Consider the following 17,910-nt stretch of genomic DNA (forward strand, 5'->3'; position numbering starts at 1 on the left):
AGAATCTTTTTCCCGATAAAAGTAGTGCAAGTGCGTATGATTACAATAAAGAAGGGCTTGGATCTTCCTATCGCAGGAACTCCATCCCAGGTGATTAATGATGGTAAGACCATCAAAAAAGTCGCCTTGCTTGGCGAAGAGTACGTTGGCATGCGACCTACCATGCATGTCCGCGTTGGTGATGAAGTGAAAAAAGCGCAAGTTCTTTTTGAAGATAAAAAGAACCCAGGCGTGAAATTTACTGCACCAGCAGCCGGTAAAGTGATCGAAGTTAACCGTGGCGCTAAACGTGTCCTTCAATCTGTAGTGATTGAAGTGGCAGGTGAAGAGCAGGTGACATTTGATAAGTTCGAAGCCGCTCAACTTTCAGGTCTAGATCGTGAAGTGATCAAGACTCAGTTGGTTGACTCTGGCTTATGGACCGCTTTACGTACTCGTCCGTTTAGCAAGGTTCCTGCAATCGAGTCTTCTACTAAGGCTATTTTCGTAACTGCAATGGATACTAATCCACTAGCAGCTAAGCCTGAGTTGATCATTAATGAGCAACAAGAAGCATTCATTGCTGGTCTAGACATTCTTTCAGCCCTGACAGAAGGCAAGGTTTACGTATGTAAATCTGGCACTAGCTTGCCACGCTCTTCACAGTCTAACGTAGAAGAACACGTCTTCGATGGCCCTCACCCAGCAGGTCTTGCTGGCACCCACATGCATTTCCTATACCCAGTAAATGCAGAGAATGTGGCATGGAGCATCAACTACCAAGACGTTATCGCGTTCGGTAAGCTGTTCCTAACTGGTGAGCTATGCACAGATCGTGTTGTGTCTCTAGCTGGCCCAGTTGTGAATAACCCTCGTCTAGTTCGTACCGTAATGGGTGCAAGCTTAGATGACCTAACAGATAACGAGCTGATGCCTGGCGAAGTTCGTGTGATCTCTGGTTCAGTACTAACAGGTACACATGCAACTGGTCCACACGCATACCTTGGCCGTTACCATCAACAGGTTTCTGTATTACGTGAAGGCCGTGAAAAAGAACTATTTGGCTGGGCAATGCCTGGTAAGAATAAGTTCTCGGTAACTCGCTCTTTCCTTGGTCACGTATTCAAAGGTCAGTTGTTCAATATGACAACGACGACCAATGGTAGTGATCGTTCAATGGTTCCAATTGGCAACTACGAACGCGTAATGCCTCTAGATATGGAGCCTACTTTGCTGCTTCGTGATCTATGTGCCGGCGACACAGACAGTGCTCAAGCACTGGGTGCGCTTGAACTGGATGAAGAAGATCTAGCATTGTGTACCTTTGTATGTCCAGGTAAGTACGAGTACGGTACGTTACTTCGTGAATGCCTAGATACTATCGAGAAGGAAGGGTAATTTTCATGGCTCTTAAAAAGTTTCTTGAAGACATCGAGCATCATTTTGAGCCTGGTGGCAAACACGAAAAATGGTTTGCCCTGTACGAAGCTGTAGCAACAGTTTTTTACACCCCAGGTATCGTAACAAATAAAAGCTCGCACGTTCGTGATAGCGTTGACCTAAAACGTATCATGATCATGGTTTGGTTTGCGGTATTCCCAGCAATGTTCTGGGGTATGTACAACGCAGGTGGCCAAGCTATTGCAGCACTTAACCACATGTACGCTGGTGACCAACTAGCGACAGTTATCGCAGGTAACTGGCACTACTGGCTAACAGAAATGCTTGGCGGCACTATCGGTGCGGAAGCGGGTGTTGGCAGTAAGATGCTACTAGGTGCGACTTACTTCCTGCCAATCTACGCAACAGTATTTATTGTTGGTGGCTTCTGGGAAGTGTTGTTCTGTATGGTGCGTAAACACGAAGTTAACGAAGGTTTCTTTGTAACTTCTATCTTATTCGCACTTATCGTTCCACCAACGCTACCTCTATGGCAAGCGGCACTAGGTATCACATTTGGTGTTGTTGTAGCAAAAGAGATCTTCGGTGGTACAGGTCGTAACTTCCTTAACCCTGCACTTGCAGGTCGTGCATTTCTATTCTTCGCTTACCCAGCACAAATTTCGGGTGACGTAGTATGGACTGCAGCTGACGGCTTCTCTGGTGCAACTGCTCTTAGCCAATGGGCTCAAGGTGGTAACGGTGCTCTAGTTAACACAGTAACTGGCGCTCCTATCACTTGGATGGACGCGTTCATCGGTAACATCCCTGGCTCTATTGGTGAAGTATCGACTCTAGCTCTAATGATCGGTGCAGCGATGATCGTTTACATGCGAATCGCTTCATGGCGCATCATTGCGGGTGTGATGATCGGTATGATCGCAGTATCGACTCTGTTTAACGTGATCGGTTCTGACACTAATCCAATGTTTAATATGCCATGGCACTGGCACCTAGTTCTAGGTGGTTTTGCATTCGGTATGTTCTTCATGGCAACGGACCCAGTATCAGCGTCATTTACTAGCAAAGGTAAATGGTGGTACGGCATCCTGATTGGTGCAATGTGTGTGATGATCCGTGTAGTTAACCCAGCGTACCCAGAAGGTATGATGCTGGCGATTCTATTCGCGAACCTATTCGCACCTCTGTTCGACCATGTAGTGATTGAGAAGAACATCAAGCGGAGACTAGCACGCTATGGCAAGTAATAACGACAGCATTAAAAAGACGCTGGGTGTTGTTATCGGGTTGAGCCTTGTTTGTTCAATCATCGTATCAACAGCAGCAGTAGGTCTGCGTGATAAGCAAAAAGCTAACGCTGTCCTAGATAAGCAATCAAAGATCGTTGAAGTTGCAGGCATTGACGCAAACGGTAAGAAAGTACCAGAGCTATTTGCTGAGTACATCGAACCTCGTCTAGTAGACCTTGAAACAGGTAACTTTACTGAGGGTAATGCATCTACGTACGATCAACGTGAAGCATCAAAAGATGCAGAACGTTCAATCGCATTGACACCAGAAGAAGACGTAGCTGATATCCGTCGTCGCGCGAATACAGCAGTGGTGTACCTTGTAAAAGATCAAGATGAAGTCCAAAAAGTTATCCTGCCTATGCACGGTAAAGGACTATGGTCGATGATGTATGCCTTTGTAGCCGTTGAAACTGATGGTAACACTGTGTCTGCTATTACTTACTACGAGCAAGGTGAAACTCCTGGACTTGGTGGTGAAGTAGAGAACCCTTCATGGCGCGATCAATTCATTGGCAAGAAATTGTACAATGAAGATCACCAGCCAGCGATTAAGGTCGTGAAAGGCGGCGCACCGCAAGGTTCTGAGCACGGTGTTGATGGCCTATCAGGAGCGACGCTCACTAGTAATGGTGTTCAACACACATTTGACTTCTGGTTAGGTGATATGGGCTTTGGTCCTTTCCTAGCAAAAGTTCGTGACGGAGAACTTAACTAATGTCTAGTGCACAAAACGTTAAAAAGAGCATCCTAGCGCCAGTGTTGGATAACAACCCAATCGCGCTACAAGTTCTTGGTGTATGTTCTGCTCTTGCAGTAACAACTAAACTAGAAACAGCTTTTGTAATGACACTAGCGGTAACATTTGTAACTGCGTTGTCTAACTTCTCTGTTTCATTGATCCGTAACCACATTCCTAACAGTGTGCGTATCATCGTTCAGATGGCAATCATCGCATCGTTAGTAATCGTGGTAGACCAAGTGCTAAAAGCTTACCTATACGATATCTCTAAACAGCTATCTGTATTCGTTGGTCTGATTATCACTAACTGTATCGTAATGGGTCGTGCTGAAGCATTCGCAATGAAGTCTGCGCCAGTACCATCTCTTATTGACGGTATTGGTAACGGTCTAGGTTACGGCTTCGTTCTTATCACTGTAGGTTTCTTCCGTGAGCTATTTGGCTCAGGCAAACTATTTGGTCTAGAAGTTCTACCTCTAGTGAGCAACGGTGGTTGGTACCAGCCTAACGGCCTAATGCTACTAGCACCATCAGCATTCTTCCTAATCGGCTTCCTTATCTGGGTAATCCGTATTCTGAAACCAGAACAAGTAGAAGCGAAGGAGTAAGGACGTCATGGAACATTACATTAGTCTGTTAGTTAAATCGATTTTCATCGAAAACATGGCTCTGTCTTTCTTCCTAGGTATGTGTACTTTCCTTGCCGTATCTAAGAAGGTTAAGACCTCTTTCGGCCTAGGTGTTGCAGTTGTGGTAGTTCTGACTATCGCTGTTCCTGTGAATAACCTGGTATACAACCTAGTTCTGAGAGAGAACGCGTTAGTTGAGGGCGTGGACCTTAGCTTCCTAAACTTCATCACCTTTATCGGTGTAATTGCAGCACTTGTACAGATTCTAGAGATGGTCCTAGACCGTTTCTTCCCACCTTTGTACAACGCGCTAGGCATCTTCCTACCGCTGATCACAGTAAACTGTGCAATCTTCGGTGGTGTATCTTTCATGGTACAACGTGACTACAACTTTGCTGAATCGATCGTTTACGGTTTCGGCTCTGGTGTGGGCTGGATGCTAGCAATCGTTGCTCTTGCAGGTATCCGTGAGAAGATGAAGTACTCTGACGTACCTCCAGGTCTACGTGGTCTTGGTATCACATTTATCACTGTAGGTCTTATGGCGTTAGGCTTTATGTCTTTCTCTGGTGTTCAACTGTAAGTCGGGTAAACCGCAACAATTAAGGAATAGTCAATGGACATTATTCTTGGTGTAGTGATGTTTACTCTGATCGTACTTGCACTAGTACTAGTGATTCTTTTCGCTAAGTCTAAGCTTGTACCAACAGGTGACATTACAATTTCTGTGAACGATGACCCTTCTCTGGCGATCGTTACACAACCAGGTGGTAAGCTACTGAGTGCTCTAGCAGGTGCTGGCGACATCCTACCAACCGAGCTTGACCATATTACTAAAGGTGAGGCGCGTGAAGGTGAGCGTCTAGCGTGTCAGGTTGCAATGAAAACTGACATGGATATCGAGCTTCCTGAAGAAATCTTCGGCGTTAAGAAGTGGGAATGTACTGTTATCTCTAACGATAACAAAGCGACATTCATCAAAGAGCTTAAGCTGCAAATTCCAGATGGCGAATCAGTACCTTTCCGTGCTGGTGGTTACATCCAGATTGAAGCTCCTGCTCACCACGTGAAATACGCAGACTACGATATTCCTGAGGAATACCGTGAAGACTGGGAGAAGTTCAACCTTTTCCGTTACGAGTCTAAAGTTAATGAAGAGACCATTCGTGCATACTCTATGGCTAACTACCCAGAAGAGCACGGTATCATCATGCTTAACGTTCGTATCGCAACTCCGCCGCCGAACAACCCAGACGTACCACCAGGCATCATGTCTTCGTACATCTGGTCTCTAAAAGAAGGCGACAAGTGTACTATTTCTGGTCCATTTGGTGAGTTCTTTGCGAAAGATACAGATGCAGAAATGGTATTCGTTGGTGGTGGTGCTGGTATGGCTCCAATGCGCTCACACATCTTCGACCAACTTAAGCGTCTGCACTCTAAGCGTAAGATGTCTTTCTGGTACGGCGCACGTTCTAAGCGTGAAATGTTCTACGTAGAAGACTTCGATATGCTACAAGCTGAGAATGACAACTTCGTATGGCACTGTGCACTGTCTGATCCACTTCCAGAAGATAACTGGGATGGTTACACTGGCTTTATTCACAACGTTCTTTACGAGAACTACCTACGTGATCACGAAGCGCCAGAAGACTGTGAATACTACATGTGTGGTCCACCTATGATGAACGCTGCTGTAATCGGCATGCTAAAAGATCTAGGTGTAGAGGATGAAAACATCCTACTAGATGACTTCGGTGGTTAATTCCTCCAAGTGATTGAATCTATGGCTAGCTCTCCAAGAGAGCTAGCCATTATTTTTTATAGACATAAAACTGATACTCAACAGTTGATATAGGTAATCGGATTGAAAGGATTGATCCTATTTCCCATATCAATTCAACAACATTGGGAGTTAACAAGTGAAAAAGTGGCTTGTTGCATTTGCTTCTCTATTGATTTTGGCTGGCTGTGAGCAGCCTGCCGATCAAATTCATTTAAGTGGCCCTACCATGGGGACTTCTTACAACATCAAGTATATCGAGCAAGATGGTATTCCAACGCCAAAAGCGATGCAGACAGAAATTGATCGCTTATTGGAAGAGGTTAATGACCAAATGTCGACCTATCGTGACGACTCAGAGTTAAGTCGTTTTAATCAGCATCAAACGAGCGAGCCATTTACAGTTTCGACACAAACTGCAACGGTAGTGAAAGAAGCAATTCGCCTTAACGGTCTTACTTTAGGTGCATTGGATGTGACGGTCGGCCCTCTAGTTAACCTGTGGGGGTTTGGTCCAGAAGCTCGTCCAGATGTAGTTCCAACCGATGAAGAACTCGCTGCTCGCAAAGCAAATACCGGTATTCACCACCTATCTGTTGATGGTAATACACTGTCCAAAGACCTTCCTAACTTGTACGTCGACCTATCGACGATTGCGAAAGGTTGGGGGGTTGACGTGGTTGCTGACTACCTTCAATCTGAAGGGGTACAGAACTTTATGGTCGAAGTTGGCGGTGAAATGCGTCTCAAAGGTGTCAATCGTGAAGGTGTGCCTTGGCGTATCGCAATTGAAAAACCGACCGTTGATGAACGTTCAATTCAAGAAATTATTGAACCAGGCGACATGGCAATTGCAACAAGTGGTGACTATCGTAATTACTTTGAGAGTAATGGTGTGAGATACTCTCATATTATTAATCCACGAACAGGCAAACCAATTCATCATAAAGTGGTGTCTGTAACGGTATTAGATAAATCGTCGATGACTGCTGATGGTCTTGCAACTGGTCTTATGGTGCTAGGTGAAGACAAAGGCATGGCAATTGCGAACGAAAATAATATTCCTGTTTTCATGATTGTGAAAACGGAAGATGGTTTTAAAGAGTTGGCTTCGGAAGCATACAAGCCATTCATGAAGAAATAACAACAGAAGTGAGCATGTTTTTATGAATACATTTCTAATTACCTTTGCTGTGTTTGTCGCGGTAATCACTGCAATGGCTGTCGGATACATTTTCCAAAAGAAAGTCGTGAAAGGTAGCTGTGGTGGCTTAGGGGCAGTTGGCATCGAAAAAGTGTGTAATTGTCCAGAACCCTGCGATGCGCGTAAAAAACGTGAAGCGCGCGAGGCTGCGCGTGCTGAGAAATTGGCGGCGTGGGAAAAAGATAGAATTGCTTAGTATTGGTTAATCGTACTAAGAAAGTGATAAAGCTCAGCGTTCTGCTGAGCTTTATTTTTAGGCAGCTAACCAAAGCTCAGATGTCCGAGAAAGAGCCCAATACCGTGTTTTGTTGTTTCTTTCTCTCATGTTACAGAGCAAGACCACACTGATAGTCATTAGGACGAAGAAATGATTTGGTTACGTCCGTTCTCTTTGGCCATGTAAAGTCGCTCATCCGCCACTTTTATTTGTTGTTCCAGCTCCCCCTCGATGTTGCTTACACCAATACTCGCGGTCACAAGAATGTTTTTGTCCAAATAAGTTATTGGCGTTTTTTCTATGCGCTGTCTCATTTGTTCTAAGCGTGTTAGAAAGCCGTCATAGTCGCCACTGGCTTGAATACAAAACTCCTCGCCACCAAGCCTAGCGACAATATCATTTGGAAAATAGATTTTTAGAATATTCGCTATCATGACTAACACTGCATCGCCGCCCTCATGTCCGTGTGTATCATTTACTTGCTTAAAGAAATCGATATCAAGCATCGCGATGTTTCTTTGAGCGTTTTCTACATGGGGTTGCTCAAACAGAAAGCGGCGGTTCCATAAGCCCGTTAGCGCATCTTGATTTGCCATTTTAAACAGTTCAGATGTTGCGTCTTTGATATCTAACAGTTGGTGAATACGGCAAAAAAATTCTTCTTGATTAAATGGCTTGTATAAAAAGTCATTGGCCCCTGCTTTTAGAAACCTAGCCGTCATGGTCTTAGAGTTACTACCCGACAAGCCGAGAATGGCTAATTGATTTTTATCCCACTTCCGACGTAATTCACGCACCATAGTAATACCATCTTTAACGGGCATATCATGGTCGGTTAAAACGAGAGTGATATCTGGATTTTGCTCGACAAGCTCTAGGGCTTTTTGCCCATTGTCAGCTTCCAACGTCTGAATATATTGATGCTCCAAAAGTTGGGCAATGTGTCTTCTTACGGTGTGTGAATCATCAACGACTAAACATTTGTGTTGTTGATTGTTGGTTAGTCGCTTGAGGAGTGGTAATAGATAGGAAACGGACGCCATGCTGTCTTTCAAAATATAGTCGAGGACACCTTTTGCAAGCATCTTTTCGCGAGTGTCTTCTTGAAATCGAGCCGTTAAAACAATGACACGATGACCATGTTCCAAAACGAGGTCAATAATCTCGCCATCTTGAGCATCCGGTAAACAATAGTCTAAAACCGCACAGAAGAGGTCCTGTGCTGAAGATAACAAGTTCTTTGCCTCCGCGTAGCTTTCCGCTGCGATGACCTCATAACCAGCTTGGCTTATTGTTTGGCAAAGAAAGTTTTTAAATGCACGACTATCTTCAACAACCAGAATCTTATTACTCAAGCGCAGTCCCCAAAATTAATTGTTTAAAATCAATGATAACTAAAATTAAACTTATCGCCATCAAAAAACACATGTCAACCAAAAGTAGAACAACTACTCAAATGTTTGACACGCATCCGTTAACATCACATCATTATTCCTGTCTTAGTTATATAATTATGTTTAGCTAACGTAGGGAGAAAGTAGTATGGAAATGCATCAACATGGTATGGCTGAGCTATTTCAACAACTGGGCCTCGGTAGCTCTCCTCAAGAAATGAAAGATTTTATTAATCAACATCGACACAAAAGAGATTCTGCGCCTTTACATGAAGCTAGCTTTTGGACGATGTCACAGGCGAACTTTCTAAAACAAGCCATCGAAGAAGATGCAGATTGGGCCGAATTAGTCGATCAATTGGACGTAATGCTTCGAGATTGACGTTCGCTTAAACACGCCCATTTCTCTTCAGGTAGATTTGATTTATACTGTTTTTTTGAACAGTGCTTTGATGGCTATGTCAGATCGAATTAGAAAAATTATTCATGTCGATATGGATTGTTTTTATGCTGCCGTAGAGATGAGAGATAACCCCAGTTACCGTGGCATTGCACTCGCTGTTGGCGGACATGAAAAGCAGCGTGGAGTGATTAGCACCTGTAATTATGATGCGCGTAAATATGGTGTTCGCAGTGCAATGTCAACGGCGCGCGCGCTGCAACTCTGTCCTCATTTGTTGGTTGTGCCCGGTAGAATGCATGTATATAAGCAAGTCTCTCAGCAGATTCGTGCTATTTTTGAGCGTTATACGCCTATCATTGAACCTCTCTCATTGGATGAAGCATACCTCGATGTCACGGACTCGACAGCTTGCCGTGGCTCCGCTACGTTGATCGCAGAGTCAATTCGCCGCGATATCTGGAGTGAACTTGGGTTGACGGCATCGGCGGGCATTGCTCCGATAAAGTTTCTTGCCAAGGTCGCGTCAGACATGAACAAGCCCAACGGTCAGTTTGTGATTCCGCCAGAGAAAGTCCAAGAGGTTATCGATAGTCTTCCGCTAGAGAACATTCCTGGTGTGGGGAAGGTGAGTCTTGAGAAGCTCCACCAAGCCGGTTTTTATCGATGTGAGGACATTAAAAACAGTGACTATCGAGAGTTGTTGAGGCAGTTTGGTCGTCAGGGTGCCTCCTTATGGCAGCGAAGCCATGGAATTGATAATCGAGAAGTCGTTGTTGAGCGCGAGAGAAAGTCCGTCGGTGTGGAAAGGACATTCAGCCAGAACATCGCAACCTATGATGAATGTTGGCAAGTGATTGAGGAGAAACTTTATCCTGAACTCGAGAAACGTTTAGAGCGTGCAAGCCCAGATAAGTCGATTATTAAACAAGGTATTAAAGTCAAATTTGCCGACTTTCAACTGACAACAATTGAGCACATCCATCCGCAATTAGAGCTTGAGGACTTCAAGATCTTGCTAAGAGATATTCTTAAACGCCAAAATGGACGGGAAATTCGCCTTTTAGGCTTGAACGTGATGCTCAAGCCCGAAGACCAAGCGCGTCAATTGAGCTTTTTTTAGGCCTTTACCGTTTCTACCTGCGTTAATACCTGCTCAAAACTTACGTTTGCCATTGCACCATAACCTGCTAGCTTTGAGGCTTTTAGCTGGCTAATCAAAGGAGTGCTGATTCCGCACAAGAAGCGAGCAACGGCATCATTACTGATGGCTGATGGGGAAAGCTGAATAAACTCCTGCGCCCATATCGATACTTGAGATTGTTCAATATCTTCAGGTTCTGGTGCTGTGAATGTGGCGACGTGACCACGACACACGGAGCAGTGACCACATTGCTTTGGTGCATCGTGATCCGCAAAGTAGTTCGCCAATTGTGAGCTCAAACAGTGCTCGGACTGGAACAAGTGCAGCATGGTGTGGATTCTTTCGATATCTTTGCTTTCTTTGGATTGGAACAGGTCATACAGTTGTTGGATTAAAACATCCGAGCTCTGTTTGGTTGGCATAACTGAGTACACGTCCGTCAGTTGTTTGCTCTCTAGTTCTATCCAACCATTCTGGTGAAAATAGTCGAGCGCTGCGACAACTCGGCTGCGTTCCGATTGATAGTTCATCCATAGCGATTCTAGATCAACTTGGCACCACACTTTGGCTTTTTGTGAGCAAGAGAAAATAGCCTCCACAAATTGACGTCGCTCGCCTTGAAATTGATTCACAATAAATTGCTGATTGTGCAAAAACTTAAACCGATATTCTGCAAAGTAACTGTACTTTGCTTCAATGACGTTATGTAGCTCCAAATAAACCAATAAGGTTTTGAGTGGCAATTGGCGGATATTACTTTCACGCGACAAACGCAGTGGCACTACCTCCCATTGTGGAGCATGTTCTTTCGCTTGCTCGACTACATAGTTAATTGACGTAAACTCTGGTGTGTCACCATAGACAAAATTCTCCAACACCGTTAAGCCGGACGTATTGCCTAGCAGAATACACTCAGAGCGTTGCCCGTCCCTGCCTGCACGTCCAATCTCTTGTGCGTAGTTCTCGATTGATTTGGGTAAGTCGAAGTGAATGACGCGGCGAATATCAGATTTATCGACTCCCATACCAAATGCAATCGTTGCAACAATACTGTCAATTTGGCCATCCATGAACTGCTGTTGGATTTGTTCACGAACGTCGCTTTTCATGCCAGCGTGGTATGCGTGAGCGTTAATGCCAATATGGATTAATGACTTTGCTACTCGTTCTGCTGTTTGCTGCTGCGTCACGTATACGATGGTCGGAAGCTTAGGTGAAGAGGCGATGATCTCACTGAGCTGTTCTTGTTTCTTTGTTTCCTCACACGGGATCACCGAGATATCCAGATTAGAGCGGTAGAAGCCTGTAACGGTAATATGTTCACTGGCAATATCGAACTTTTTTTGCATGTCTTCAATAACTGCAGGCGTTGCCGTTGCGGTGAGAAGTAAAGACTGTGGGATGTTCAGTTCACGTTGATATTGCGGTAGTTTGAGATAATCTGGACGAAAGTTATGCCCCCATTCGGAAATACAGTGCGCTTCATCAATGACCATCAAAGAAATCGGTACTTGGCGAATGAATTCACGAAAACGCTCATTTTTTAGTCGCTCAACAGAAATCATCAAGATTTTGATTTGTCCATTCTTCACGCCAGCCATGACCTTTTGTGCTTCTTCTCTACTTTGATTGCTATCGATAGAAGCGGCAGCGATTCCTTTACTTTGTAAAAAGCTCAGTTGATCCTTCATTAACGCCAACAACGGAGAGATCACCAACGTAAGGTTGGGTAATATGGTTGCAGGTAGTTGATAACAGAGTGACTTCCCCGAGCCTGTAGGAAAGATTGCCGCAGCAGAGTAACCATTCATAACGGCTTCAATAACAGGTTGTTGACCTTGGCGTAATGAGCCAAAACCAAATACAGATTGAAGTGTTTGATGCAGCGAGTCACTTTGCATAATAGGGAAACCTTTCTTTGATGGTAAACTTAGGTACATTAACACACCCTGAGTGCCAAACGCGCGTCCTAAAAGTATGAACAAAGCTGACTTAGTCCAAATTATCATCCAACATCTGGAAGAAAAACTTCAAGTTGCCCATGCATCGGCTCAGCGAGCTATCGATGCCGCGACAGATGAAGAAACTGTTCCCGAGCACAAGTACGATACATTGGCACTTGAAGCCGCGTATCTTGCTCATGGACAAGCCATGCGAATCCAAGATAGTGAAGAGGAATTGCGTCAATATCGTTCTTTAGTGACTCGCGACTTTAAGAATGCGCCTGTTGGTGTTGGTGCTTACGTTGTTCTCGCAGATGAGAATTTGATCGAAAAGCACTTCTTTGTAGGCCCTTGCTCTGGTGGTTTGACTGTTCAATATCAGGCTCAGGAAGTCTTTGTCTTAACAGCTAAATCTCCTCTGGGTCGAGCGTTGTTCGGAAAAGAAGAAGGTGATGAGGTTGACGTAAAAATAGGAGATAAAACAACTTGTTACGAAGTTGTGACGATTTGCTGACATCTCATGTATCACTCAGTGTTATGTTTAACACGAGTAATGTTAAATAAAAGAGAATGACATGAAAAAGCTTTTTACACTCTCATTGCTGATGGTCAGTGCTACTGGTTATGCAGCGCAGTGTCGTGTGGACATCAATAATGAAGTCCGTATGGATGGGCAAAGCTTGGAAATTCGCCAAACGACAGGTGATAAAGCTGTCGTGGATGAAGATAACAATCTATTCATCAAAGGTGAGCTGATTGAACTCAATGCCGACCAAAAAGCGGCAATTGAAGACTATCGCGAAAAAATGAACGCGTATATTCCACAAGCAAAGCAGTTGGCGAGTGATGGTTTAGCGCTTGCAAATGACATCATCGATGATGTCGCGGAAAGCCTAGACGCACCTGGCGCGTTTGATAACGTCAAAGTCGCAGTACAGGACTTTTTCGCTGATGTTGAATCACGTTACTACAAAGATGGCGATTTCATTCTACCAGCGGAAAGTTTTGAGTCCATGACACAAGGGTGGACTGAAGACTTTGCAAAAGCACAAGAGATCTTCAATAAAGAGTTTTTAGCGAGTTCGTTGGATGCTTTATCGAAAAAAATGAAGGAAGAGGGGGGAATAAACCTCACTGCATTATCGGAGAGTATGGCTGAACTCAGCGCGAAAGTAGAAGAGCGTTTAGCTGAGCATTCGAAAGAGGTAGAGCAACAAGCTGAAGACTTGTGTGACTCGTTGGATGACATGGCAGGGCAAGAAGACGATCTGTTGAAGAAAATCCCTGAACTAAAAGATTACCGAGTATTTACGATTTAATTACTCATTAAAAAGTAAAAACTCGATGAGATAAAGAAAGAGAGCACTATTGTGCTCTCTTTGCGTTTTACTCGCTTATTCTTTGATAGCTTATTGCGCATTCATCTCGGTGAGTTTATCGCCGACAGGTTTTGAGAAGTTAAAGCCATCATGCTGATCCCAGTTGATAGACCATGTCATTACTCCTGCATAATTCGGGTAATGGTACGCTGGTTTAACGGTGCCACATGAAGTGCCTTTGGTTAAACAATCTAGTGCGTTGATAATATTCTGTGTTGGAGCCTGCCCTGAATTTGCCGAGCTAGGACCTGAAGGTAAGCCGATTGCGACTTGATCATCGCGCAATGGTGCAAATTGAGTGCCGTCGGCCAATTCAAAGCCTTCGATAAGCATTTTAGATTGCGCTACCATCATATCCACAGAGCCTTCTGGTGCACTGCTTGGCAAGTATGGGTTTGGCAAACCACCGTTGTTATATAACTGGACGTGAAGCAAGTCGAGCGTGCTGCGTGTCTCGTTAATCACAGGGATGTACGCCCCCCAAATACCGCTGTAAGCCACATAACCACCTTGAACATAAGGGTGCTCAGGCGCCATGGTTAGGTACATATCGCCACCCATGTTTTGCTCTATTTGAAGCAAAGCACGACCAAGGCGAGCTTGAATTTGCGAGCCATGAACTAAGTTAGAACCACTCTCTAAATCCACATCTAGACCATCAAAGCCCCACTCAGCGATAAGACCTGTTAGGCTAGAGACAAAGTTGGCTTCATCTTGGTCGGTATTCAGCGTAATCGTGCCTTCTGCGCCGCCAAGAGAGAGAACAAACTTCTTACCTTTAGCTTGAAGCGCTGCCATGTCCTGCTTGAATTGTGTTGGATCGAGTGCTGGACAATCGCTGTAAATATCGCCTGAATATAGATTAAAGTGCACAGTGCCATCACTGTTGCGATCATTTTCAGCAAAGGCAATATCAATCACATCCCAAGCATCTGCCATATCTGCTAGACGAATTGGACAGCCCGCACCATTTACAAAATTGTGCCAGTAACCGATGAGTTTATGGCGTTTCTCTACTTGCTCAACCACCGTTATTGCTGCGGCGTCAGACAGTGCATTGCTTCCTGACAAATCCACAGCTTGGGCGCTAACTGTAAAGTTACCAAGTGCAGTTGGTGTCCAGTTGGCTGTGTAAGGTGCTGTGGTATCGGTTGCAACAATAGAGCCGTTGATCATGAAATCAACGTGTTTAATGCCTGAAGTTAAAGACGTTGCATCGGCGCTTAATGCGAGACTTTTGCCTAATCCGACGGTTTGACCGCTGCTTGGTGAAGTCAGAGAGACGACCAAATCTTTATCGCTGACTTCCACACCAACCAGGGACTCTGACGTGTTGTTATCATTATCGGTTGCGACGGCTTTAAGCTGGTTAGCGCCAATAAGTGTGGCGTTCCAAGTAACGGAATATGGCGCTTGAGTGGTGACCCCTAAGCTGGTGTTGTTCGCAAAAAACTCAACTTGCGTGACTGTGCCATCAGCATCGCTTGCGTTTGCCGTGATTTCGTTATTGCTGCCAGCGAGCACGACTTGTCCATCCGTTGGTGCCGTAATGGTAACTTGCGGTGGTGTCGAACAAGCACCTAGGCCACTCCAAGCATCTTGCCAGTATAGCCCTTCACCAGGCTCGTAAGCCCATGTCGCATCCGAGGAGCACCAACCAGCAACATCACAACGATATTTTTGGTTGAAGTGAGAAATCAGGTCGCCAGCTTGATAACTTGTGCCTGCCACATAAGGTACTGCATCTGCACATCCGCCCGTTCCGGTTTCTGAATTACTAATAACCAGCGCTACTTCTTGGCTCATCGTTGCGAGGTTTGTATCATCAGTCGCTTGTGCTTTGAACGAGTATGTACCTGGACTAGCGGTCCATTGATATTCGTAAGGTGCGCTAGTATCAATGGCGACAGATTGATTGTTTACGAAGAACTCAACTTGTGTGACCACACCATCAATATCGTCAGCTTGAGCGGCTACGGTTAGGTTATCGCCTACATTAAGCACTTCTGTGCCTACTGGGCTTGTCAATGAAATGCTTGGTGGCGGTAATTCGACTTGTGGTTGAACTTGGATAGAAATCGTCGTGGTGCTAACAGCTCCCTCATTATCTGTCGCAATTGCGGTCAATTGCGAGATCCCTTCAATAGCTGTCCAAGAAGCTTCGAATGGTGCTTGAGTTACCACAGCAACGGTTTGGTTGCCTGCAACAAACTCAATTTGTGTGATTTGGCCATCTTCGTCAGTTGCGTTGGCTAACAAAGTGATCGCACTGCCTTCGGGAATTTGTGCGTTGTTTATTGGAGAGGAGAACGACACCGTTGGTGATAAATTGTTGCTTCCACCATCACATTGCCCTAACGCTTTCCATGCTTCCCAAGATCCTGAGTTGGTCACGGGATCATTGCCTTGCGTCCAATATGCAGCCTCATAAGCGGCTCCTTGCGTTTTTACTAAAGCGCCCGATGTATAAGTCGCAGTGCTGTCCCAGTCGGGTAAACTTTGACAGTTATAGGCTTGAGCTTGGTAGCTGGCGCTGAGTGCTACAACCATTGCTCCGTGAAGTAGGGTGACCTTCATTTTCCTCTCCTTGAATCATGGGTATAAATGAGAACAGAGTAATAACTAGCTGATAAATAGACATTAGGGGGAAAAAGCGAAGCACAATATTCTGCTTTTCGACACAGTATCACGAGGAACAGTTCGTCCCTTACACCAGAGCTCATTATTTTTCGGCTCACTTCACGGCAGAAGGATTGGTAAAATTCAGCCACGTAAAACGAACAACAGTCGCGAGGCTTTTGAGCGATGAATATGAGATGTACGTTAAAATTTACAAGCTGAATGACTACAAATTGTTTCAACTGTCGAGGATTTAACCGAGGTGCTCTTGTTGAATAGTGAATATTGCTATAGTGTACTAGTTAGCTAGTTCAATGATATTTTTGTGTGAGTAGTATGACACAGCAAACCTCTTCTCAGCCTCGCGAGCATTTTGGCTCTCGTCTCGGGTTCATCTTAGCTGCCGCAGGTGCCGCAGTTGGCCTTGGCAATATTTGGGGCTTCCCAACTCAAGCAGCCAGTAATGGTGGCGGTGCTTTCCTGTTAGTTTATTTGGTGATGATTCTTATCGTCGCATTTCCGATGCTGGTGGTTGAAATGGCGATTGGTCGCCATGGTCAAGCCAACCCTGTAGACAGTATGCGTGCAATCACAGATAACCCTGCCGGTAAAAAGCTCGGCGGCATTGTGGGTTGGATTGGTTTAAGCGTACCAAGCGCTGTCTTAGCGTTTTATTCAATTGTTGGTGGTTGGTTGATCTGCTTTTTACTGGGTGCAATCACAGATCTAATGGGGTTAGAAGCTGCAACTCAATGGCTAAAGGGCTTTAGTGTTGAACGTAACTTGTTCGGAACCATTACTTTTTATGTACTGACGATTCTCATCGTACAAGGTGGCGTAAAACAAGGTATTGAGAAGTGGTCCACACGTTTGATGCCAGCATTGTTTGTTTTGTTTGCTCTGCTATTTGCTTACATCATGACGCAAAACGGTGCGATGGAAGGTCTGAAACATTACCTAGTGCCGGATTTTGAAAAGGTATGGGACCGCAAGTTGATTCTTGCTGCAATGGGGCAGGGCTTCTTCTCGCTTACGATCGGTGGCTGTTCAATGCTGATTTATGGCTCTTACTTGAGTAAGAAAGAGAACCTACCAAAGATGGCGATGAACGTGACCATGGTAGATACTGCCGTTGCTTTCATTGCAGGATTAGTGGTGATGCCAGCGATGTTTGTGGCAATGCAAAAAGGCGTTCAGATCTATGCAGAAGATGGCTCTCTATTAAGCTCTGATACGTTGGTATTTACCGTATTGCCATTGATGTTTGATAGCTTAGGTTTGCTTGGTCAATTGTTCTCTATTGTGTTCTTCTTATTGCTGACGATTGCGGCGCTAACGTCCTCCATTTCAATGTTAGAGTGTCCAGTGGCTTTAGTGAGTGAGCGCTTCAATACTAAGCGCAGCGCAACGAGCTGGGTTTTAGGTGGTCTCATTGCCTTGTTCAGTGTGGTGATTGTTTATAACTTTGGCGCTCTGTTTGGTATGGTCGCGACGGTTGCTACTCAGTATCTACAACCAACCGCTGCGCTCTTATTCTGCTTATTTGGTGGTTGGGTATGGAATCGCAACTCAAAAATCAAAGAGCTTGAGCAAGGTTGCCCGGAGTTTACGCAAGGTTGGTTTGGTAAGTTATGGCCTGCGTATGTGAAGTTTGTATGTCCAATTCTTGTGGCGACAGTCATCTGGGCTTCATTTGGCTAACCGAGACGCCTATCGAATAAAAAAAAGGGCTTGATGGTAACTCATCAAGCCCTTTTTCATATTGGTTATTCTCGTTTCGGTTATCC

Annotated in this window: 16 protein-coding genes; 13 read left to right on the forward strand and 3 right to left on the reverse strand. The window is 44.9% G+C overall.

Annotated elements, in window-relative coordinates; translation table 11 throughout:
* The first annotated feature begins 36 nt into the window (after positions 1-36).
* From R8N47_RS03035 to nqrM, 8 genes are all read left to right on the forward strand, one after another.
* Entirely contained in the window at positions 37-1,377 is a 1,341-nt protein-coding gene (locus tag R8N47_RS03035; RefSeq protein ID WP_005380264.1) for a Na(+)-translocating NADH-quinone reductase subunit A, read from the forward strand.
* Between the two features lie 5 nt (positions 1,378-1,382).
* On the forward strand, positions 1,383-2,627 hold the full coding sequence (locus tag R8N47_RS03040; protein ID WP_005380265.1) for an NADH:ubiquinone reductase (Na(+)-transporting) subunit B: 1,245 nt from the start codon (positions 1,383-1,385) through the stop codon (positions 2,625-2,627).
* Entirely contained in the window at positions 2,617-3,387 is a 771-nt protein-coding gene (locus R8N47_RS03045) for a Na(+)-translocating NADH-quinone reductase subunit C (protein WP_005380267.1), read from the forward strand. Before R8N47_RS03040 ends, R8N47_RS03045 begins: the two co-directional genes overlap by 11 nt.
* On the forward strand, positions 3,387-4,019 hold the full coding sequence (locus R8N47_RS03050) for an NADH:ubiquinone reductase (Na(+)-transporting) subunit D (protein ID WP_005380269.1): 633 nt from the start codon (positions 3,387-3,389) through the stop codon (positions 4,017-4,019). Before R8N47_RS03045 ends, R8N47_RS03050 begins: the two co-directional genes overlap by 1 nt.
* A 7-nt stretch (positions 4,020-4,026) precedes the next feature.
* Complete coding sequence (gene nqrE / locus R8N47_RS03055) at positions 4,027-4,623, forward strand: NADH:ubiquinone reductase (Na(+)-transporting) subunit E (RefSeq protein ID WP_005380270.1); 597 nt, start codon at positions 4,027-4,029, stop codon at positions 4,621-4,623.
* A gap of 33 nt (positions 4,624-4,656) precedes the next feature.
* Complete coding sequence (gene nqrF / locus R8N47_RS03060) at positions 4,657-5,805, forward strand: NADH:ubiquinone reductase (Na(+)-transporting) subunit F (protein ID WP_318185845.1); 1,149 nt, start codon at positions 4,657-4,659, stop codon at positions 5,803-5,805.
* Positions 5,806-5,962: 157 nt separating this feature from the next.
* Positions 5,963-6,967 (forward strand): FAD:protein FMN transferase, encoded by a 1,005-nt coding sequence (locus R8N47_RS03065; protein WP_005380272.1) that lies wholly within the window; start codon positions 5,963-5,965, stop codon positions 6,965-6,967.
* A gap of 22 nt (positions 6,968-6,989) precedes the next feature.
* Positions 6,990-7,223, forward strand: coding sequence for a (Na+)-NQR maturation NqrM (gene nqrM / locus R8N47_RS03070; protein ID WP_005380273.1), 234 nt, complete (start codon positions 6,990-6,992; stop codon positions 7,221-7,223).
* 158 nt (positions 7,224-7,381) lie between these two features.
* Here nqrM and R8N47_RS03075 read toward each other — a convergent pair whose 3' ends face one another.
* On the reverse strand, positions 7,382-8,599 hold the full coding sequence (locus R8N47_RS03075; RefSeq protein WP_005380276.1) for a response regulator: 1,218 nt from the start codon (positions 8,597-8,599) through the stop codon (positions 7,382-7,384).
* Between the two features lie 187 nt (positions 8,600-8,786).
* On the opposite strand from R8N47_RS03075, the gene R8N47_RS03080 reads away from it, so the two are divergent.
* Positions 8,787-9,020, forward strand: coding sequence for a DUF2789 domain-containing protein (locus tag R8N47_RS03080; protein ID WP_005380277.1), 234 nt, complete (start codon positions 8,787-8,789; stop codon positions 9,018-9,020).
* Positions 9,021-9,096: 76 nt separating this feature from the next.
* Positions 9,097-10,161 carry a DNA polymerase IV gene (dinB, locus tag R8N47_RS03085; RefSeq protein WP_025768236.1) on the forward strand — a complete coding sequence of 355 codons (1,065 nt, stop codon included), beginning with the start codon at positions 9,097-9,099 and terminating at the stop codon, positions 10,159-10,161.
* Here dinB and R8N47_RS03090 read toward each other — a convergent pair.
* Positions 10,158-12,083, reverse strand: a complete 1,926-nt coding sequence (locus R8N47_RS03090) for an ATP-dependent DNA helicase RecQ (protein ID WP_064354298.1) — start codon at positions 12,081-12,083, stop codon at positions 10,158-10,160. The genes dinB and R8N47_RS03090 overlap by 4 nt on opposite strands.
* 76 nt (positions 12,084-12,159) lie before the next feature.
* Here R8N47_RS03090 and R8N47_RS03095 point away from each other — a divergent pair, with 76 nt between their 5' ends.
* Together R8N47_RS03095 and R8N47_RS03100 are read left to right on the forward strand one after the other, a co-directional pair.
* Positions 12,160-12,639 carry a GreA/GreB family elongation factor gene (locus R8N47_RS03095; RefSeq protein ID WP_053306727.1) on the forward strand — a complete coding sequence of 160 codons (480 nt, stop codon included), beginning with the start codon at positions 12,160-12,162 and terminating at the stop codon, positions 12,637-12,639.
* Positions 12,640-12,700: 61 nt separating this feature from the next.
* Positions 12,701-13,444: a YggN family protein gene (locus tag R8N47_RS03100; RefSeq protein ID WP_005385316.1), complete on the forward strand. Its 744-nt coding sequence runs from the start codon at positions 12,701-12,703 to the stop codon at positions 13,442-13,444.
* A 90-nt stretch (positions 13,445-13,534) separates the two neighbouring features.
* On the opposite strand, the gene R8N47_RS03105 is transcribed toward R8N47_RS03100, so the two are convergent.
* Positions 13,535-16,081 (reverse strand): Ig-like domain-containing protein, encoded by a 2,547-nt coding sequence (locus tag R8N47_RS03105; RefSeq protein WP_064354245.1) that lies wholly within the window; start codon positions 16,079-16,081, stop codon positions 13,535-13,537.
* A 378-nt stretch (positions 16,082-16,459) separates the two neighbouring features.
* Here R8N47_RS03105 and R8N47_RS03110 point away from each other — a divergent pair, with 378 nt between their 5' ends.
* Positions 16,460-17,824 carry a sodium-dependent transporter gene (locus R8N47_RS03110; RefSeq protein WP_005391763.1) on the forward strand — a complete coding sequence of 455 codons (1,365 nt, stop codon included), beginning with the start codon at positions 16,460-16,462 and terminating at the stop codon, positions 17,822-17,824.
* The last annotated feature ends 86 nt before the right edge of the window (positions 17,825-17,910 follow it).

This window comes from Vibrio sp. 2132-1, from assembly GCF_033344315.1.

Bases quoted from the DNA above. Each gene is read 5' to 3' on its own strand.
- nqrM (WP_005380273.1), top strand. From the start codon at position 6,990: ATGAATACATTTCTAATTACCTTTGCTGTGTTTGTCGCGGTAATCACT.
- R8N47_RS03080 (WP_005380277.1), top strand. From the start codon at position 8,787: ATGGAAATGCATCAACATGGTATGGCTGAGCTATTTCAACAACTGGGC.
- R8N47_RS03100 (WP_005385316.1), top strand. From the start codon at position 12,701: ATGAAAAAGCTTTTTACACTCTCATTGCTGATGGTCAGTGCTACTGGT.
- R8N47_RS03105 (WP_064354245.1), bottom strand. From the start codon at position 16,081: ATGAAGGTCACCCTACTTCACGGAGCAATGGTTGTAGCACTCAGCGCC.
- R8N47_RS03110 (WP_005391763.1), top strand. From the start codon at position 16,460: ATGACACAGCAAACCTCTTCTCAGCCTCGCGAGCATTTTGGCTCTCGT.
- R8N47_RS03050 (WP_005380269.1), top strand. From the start codon at position 3,387: ATGTCTAGTGCACAAAACGTTAAAAAGAGCATCCTAGCGCCAGTGTTG.
- R8N47_RS03090 (WP_064354298.1), bottom strand. From the start codon at position 12,083: ATGCAAAGTGACTCGCTGCATCAAACACTTCAATCTGTATTTGGTTTT.
- R8N47_RS03095 (WP_053306727.1), top strand. From the start codon at position 12,160: ATGAACAAAGCTGACTTAGTCCAAATTATCATCCAACATCTGGAAGAA.
- nqrF (WP_318185845.1), top strand. From the start codon at position 4,657: ATGGACATTATTCTTGGTGTAGTGATGTTTACTCTGATCGTACTTGCA.
- R8N47_RS03035 (WP_005380264.1), top strand. From the start codon at position 37: ATGATTACAATAAAGAAGGGCTTGGATCTTCCTATCGCAGGAACTCCA.
- nqrE (WP_005380270.1), top strand. From the start codon at position 4,027: ATGGAACATTACATTAGTCTGTTAGTTAAATCGATTTTCATCGAAAAC.
- R8N47_RS03040 (WP_005380265.1), top strand. From the start codon at position 1,383: ATGGCTCTTAAAAAGTTTCTTGAAGACATCGAGCATCATTTTGAGCCT.
- dinB (WP_025768236.1), top strand. From the start codon at position 9,097: ATGTCAGATCGAATTAGAAAAATTATTCATGTCGATATGGATTGTTTT.
- R8N47_RS03045 (WP_005380267.1), top strand. From the start codon at position 2,617: ATGGCAAGTAATAACGACAGCATTAAAAAGACGCTGGGTGTTGTTATC.